Source organism: Calidithermus chliarophilus DSM 9957 (assembly GCF_000430045.1).
Taxonomy (GTDB): Bacteria; Deinococcota; Deinococci; order Deinococcales; family Thermaceae; genus Calidithermus; species Calidithermus chliarophilus.
The window spans coordinates 43,640-47,647 of record NZ_KE387027.1 but is presented as its reverse complement, the minus strand read 5'-3'; the positions used below and the strand labels follow the sequence as shown (position 1 = coordinate 47,647).

The window sequence follows — 4,008 nt, the reverse complement described above, 5'->3', positions numbered from 1 at the left end:
TTCGTGGCCTGGGCGGAGGCCATCCACGGCCTGCCCCGGCGCGGCCTCGAGCTGCTCGAGGAGTCCGACCGCCTGGTGCGCGAGCTGGGCGAGGAGCGCATCGCGGTGGTGGGGGGCTGGGTGCGTGGGCTGGCGCTGGAGCGCCTGGTCCAGGCCGAGGCGGCGCTCGAGGCCCTGAGCGAGGCGGTGGCGGGGATGCGCGCGCTGGGCCACGAGCCCTTCGCGCACCGCATGGCCCTGGAGATCGACCGCATTCAGGGCGACCGCCCGGCGGCCGAGCGGCGCGTCCGGCGCTTCGAGCAGGCCGGCAACCCGCACTGGGTCAACCTCGCGCGCCGCTACTTCCCGCCGCCGGACACCCCGGCCGCCCCCGAAGCCCCCGGCGTCGAGGTCGACGTGCTGGGCCCGCTCGAGCTGCGGGTCGAGGGGGCGCCGGTCGAGTACACCGCCCGCAAGGGCTGGGAGCTGCTGGGGGTGCTGCTCGAGGCCCGCCTGGCCGGGCGCGCCGAGGTGGCGCAGCTCGAGCTCATCGACGCGCTCTACCCCGAGATGGAGGAGGCCAAGGCCGCCGCCGCGCTCAAGCAACTGGTCTACCGCCTGCGCACCGCCCTGGGCCCCTCGGCCGTCACCCGCACCCGCCAGGGCTACGCGCTGGGGGCGGTGGCCTCCGACGCCGAGCGCTTCCTCCAAAGCGGCGACACCCGGCTGTGGCGCGGGCCCTACCTGCAGGGCGTGGGCGAGGGCTGGGACGCCTCGGTGCGCGAGTCGCTCTACCACGCCCTGCGCGCCCGGGCCGCCCGGGAACTCGCCAGCGACCCCGAAGAAGCCCTGCGCGTCGCGCGCCTGCTCCTCGAGGCCGACCCCTACGACCTCGAGGCCCTCGCCCTGGGCCTGCGGGCCCTGCATCACCTGGACAACCCCGCCGGCGCCGAACGGCTCTACCGCCAGGCCCTCGAGCGCTTCGCGGAGGTGGGGGAGCGGCTGCCGGAGGATTGGCGGGAGTTCGTTCGGGACGGGGTTTGAGGGGGGTCGATAGTCGATGGTCGATAGCCGATAGCCGAACGCTAAACGCAAGACGCAAAACGCCCCTTCTTTACCCCCCTTAACAAGGGGGGCAGGGGGGATACCCCCTCCCCGCACGCGGGGAGGGCCGGGGTGGGTAACCACACGCCACTAGCCATGAGCTGACGGCTGATCGCTGACCGCTGACGGCTTACCGCTCCTCACAGGCTCTTGCTCACCCACTCCGGCGTCACCCGCCAGGCGAGGAGCTTGCCCAGAGCCGTGTGTTCGGCCTGCAAGGTCTTGGCGGACAGTACCGAGGAGGAGAGCGTGCCTCCGCCGATCACGGCGCCGCGCTGTTCGCCCTTGGCGTTCACGATCCAGCCGCCGGTGTAGGCGGTCCCGCTGAGGCTGCCCTCGTAGCGGTAGAGGCCGGCCTCGCCGGTGGCTCCCTGGGCGCTGAAGGCCAGCGTGCGGCCGTCGGGGAGGGTGACCCGGCCGCTGATCCCCTGGTCCAGGCGGGCTTGCAGGCGTTGTCCGGCGCCGCCCAGCAGCTCGAGCGCCCCGCCCTCGAGTCTCCCCCGGAACCACAGCGCGATGGTTTCGCCGTCGCAGACGTAGGCCAGGGCCTTGCCCTCCGGCCCCACCACCACCGCGATGAAGGCCTTGGAGCCGGGCACCTCGCCCACGTAGCTCCCGGCCGTCTGCGCGATCCCCAGTCCCGTCATCAGCGCGAGAATGCTCAGCAGTAAACGTTTCATCCGGTCAATCTCCTCCCTGGCGGGCGCTTCATCCCCGCCCTGTCTTGATGATGTCCGAGGTGCAGTAACGTCAGGGTAACGCGAGCGGCCGACGGGCGCGAGGGCTCCCTTTAGCGCAGGCGGTGGAACAGGGCGATGGCCGCAGCGGCCGAGACGTTGAGGGATTCCACCCGCGGGTCGGTGGGGATGCGCACCCGGAAGCTCGCCGCGGCCTCGAGGGCGGGCGAACAGCCCTCGATCTCGTTGCCGAAGGCCAGGGCCAGCGGCCGGGGCAGCGCCGCGAGGCGCCCGACCGGCACCTCCCCCCAGGGCGTGGCCACGAGGAGGGGCAAGCCCCGTGCGCGGCAGAAGGCCAGGAAGGGCCCGGTGGGGGCCTTGACCACCGGCAGCGAGAACACGTGCCCCCGACTCGCGCGGATCAGGCGCCGGTCGTAGACGTCGGCGGCCTCGGAATTGAGCAGCACCACCGCCCCCGCGCCCAGGGCCGCCGCCGTGCGGACGATGGCCCCGACGTTGCCCGCGATCCCCAGGCCGTCGAGCACCACGACGTCGCCCCTGAGGCTGCCCAGGTCCTCCAGCCGCACCGGGGCGGGGGCTCGGGCGATGGCGAAGAGGCGGGAGACCTTGTCGTTCTCGAAGAGCTTCTTGCAGGTGCGGCGGGCGACCTCGTAGACGCCGACGCCCTGGGGCAGGGCCCGGAGCAGCCCCTCGGAGGGGATCTGCTCGCCCGCGTGGAACAGGCGCTCGAGCCGCACCCCCGCCCGCAGGGCCTGCAGGATGTTCTCCTCGTCATCGATCAGGATGGAGCGGTGGGCGGCGTCCCGCTGGGGGTGCCGCAGCAGCCCGCGAACCTCCTGCGCCAGGGGGTGCAACAGCGAGTCCACCACCCCGCCGGGACGCAATTCCGTCGTTGCCGTGCTCATCGCCCTCACCTCGTAGAGTTCTTGCCCAGGGCCCCAGGCCCCGGCCGAGAGGCAGGGTAAAGTCTCTAGCAACTGGAGAGTCAAGCGCGAGGCTTCGGGAGGGAGCTTTACGCCTCCCCCGCTGCATTGGAACCGCGTGAGCCCACGGTAAGCCGCGCTAAAGGATATCCCTAAGCGGCCCATATCTCCCTCGGCTACCCTGACCTCATGAGGAAGATTCTTCTCGTGCTGGCCGCCGCGCTGTGCACGTTGGGCCTTGCCCAGAATAAGGTGGACGAGAAGCTCAAGCAGCGGCTGGCCCAAGGCGGCACCGTCGAGGTCATCGTCGAGATGGAGCAGGGGGGCCTGCCCCCCGGCCAGGCCCGGCAGAGCCTGCTGGGCGCGCTCAAGCAGCAGCTCGAGGTGCAGAAGCTCAAGCTCAAGGTCCGGCCCATCAAGGGCTTCTGGCTCAACCAGAGCTTCCTGGTGCGCCTGCCGGCCAACGCCGTGGCCGCCCTCGCCAACACCCCCGGCGTCCGGCGGGTCTACGAGAACCGCCGGGTGCAGATCCCGCGGCCCCGCGTGCAGGGCAGCAGCGCGCCGGGGGGCTCGAGGTGGGCGCTCGAGCGCATCGGCGCCACCCAGCTCTGGGCCGCGGGGTTCCGCGGTCAGGGGGTGAGGATCGGGCACCTCGACACCGGCGTCGACGCCAGCCACCCGGCCCTCGCCGGCAAGGTCGCGGCCTTCGCGGTGGTCGACAGCGAGGGCAACGCCTCCCCCACCAGCCCCCGCGACACCGACACCCACGGCACCCACACCGCCGGGCTGATCGTGGGCAACGAGGTGGGCGCCGCGCCCGACGCTCGCATCGTCTCGGCGCTGGTGCTGCCCGACGGTGGGGGCACGCTGGCCCAGATCATCGGCGGGATGCAGTGGGCCATCGACCAGGGGGTGCAGGTGCTCTCGCTGTCGCTGGCGGTGGAGGGCACCTGGCCCGAATTCGCCACCATCGTCGAGCGGGTGAAGTCGCTGGGCATCGTGGGCGTCTACGCCATCGGCAACTACGGCCCCGGCGCCGAGACCACCGCCTCCCCCGCCAACCTTCCCGACGCGCTGGGCGTGGGCGCCACCGACGAGAACGACCAGGTGGCCTCCTTCAGCAGCCGGGGCCCGGTGCTGTGGGGCTACCCCTACAACCGCGTGCTGAGCAAGCCCGACCTGGTGGCCCCCGGGGTGGGCATCGTCTCGGCGGTGCCGGGCGGCGGCTACATGTCGATGAGCGGCACCTCGATGGCCACCCCGCTGGTGGCGGGCGGCGCGGCGCTGCTGCTGTCGGCCCGGCC

Annotated in this window: 4 protein-coding genes; 2 read left to right on the top strand and 2 right to left on the bottom strand. The window is 72.6% G+C overall.

Going from position 1 to position 4,008, the window contains the following annotated elements:
* On the top strand, positions 1-1,023 hold a 1,023-nt coding region (locus MEICH_RS0117255), incomplete at its 5' end, for an AfsR/SARP family transcriptional regulator (protein WP_027893622.1).
* Positions 1,024-1,223: 200 nt separating this feature from the next.
* Here the strand turns inward: MEICH_RS0117255 and MEICH_RS27355 are convergent.
* Together MEICH_RS27355 and MEICH_RS0117245 are read right to left on the bottom strand one after the other, a co-directional pair.
* Positions 1,224-1,763 carry a hypothetical protein gene (locus tag MEICH_RS27355; RefSeq protein WP_051304312.1) on the bottom strand — a complete coding sequence of 180 codons (540 nt, stop codon included), beginning with the start codon at positions 1,761-1,763 and terminating at the stop codon, positions 1,224-1,226.
* 110 nt (positions 1,764-1,873) lie between these two features.
* A complete protein-coding gene (locus MEICH_RS0117245; RefSeq protein WP_169730700.1) occupies positions 1,874-2,686 on the bottom strand; it encodes a TrmH family RNA methyltransferase in 813 nt (270 codons plus the stop codon).
* A 207-nt stretch (positions 2,687-2,893) separates the two neighbouring features.
* Here MEICH_RS0117245 and MEICH_RS25795 point away from each other — a divergent pair.
* Positions 2,894-4,008: S8 family peptidase (locus MEICH_RS25795; RefSeq protein ID WP_157202950.1), on the top strand; the 1,115-nt coding region annotated here is incomplete at its 3' end.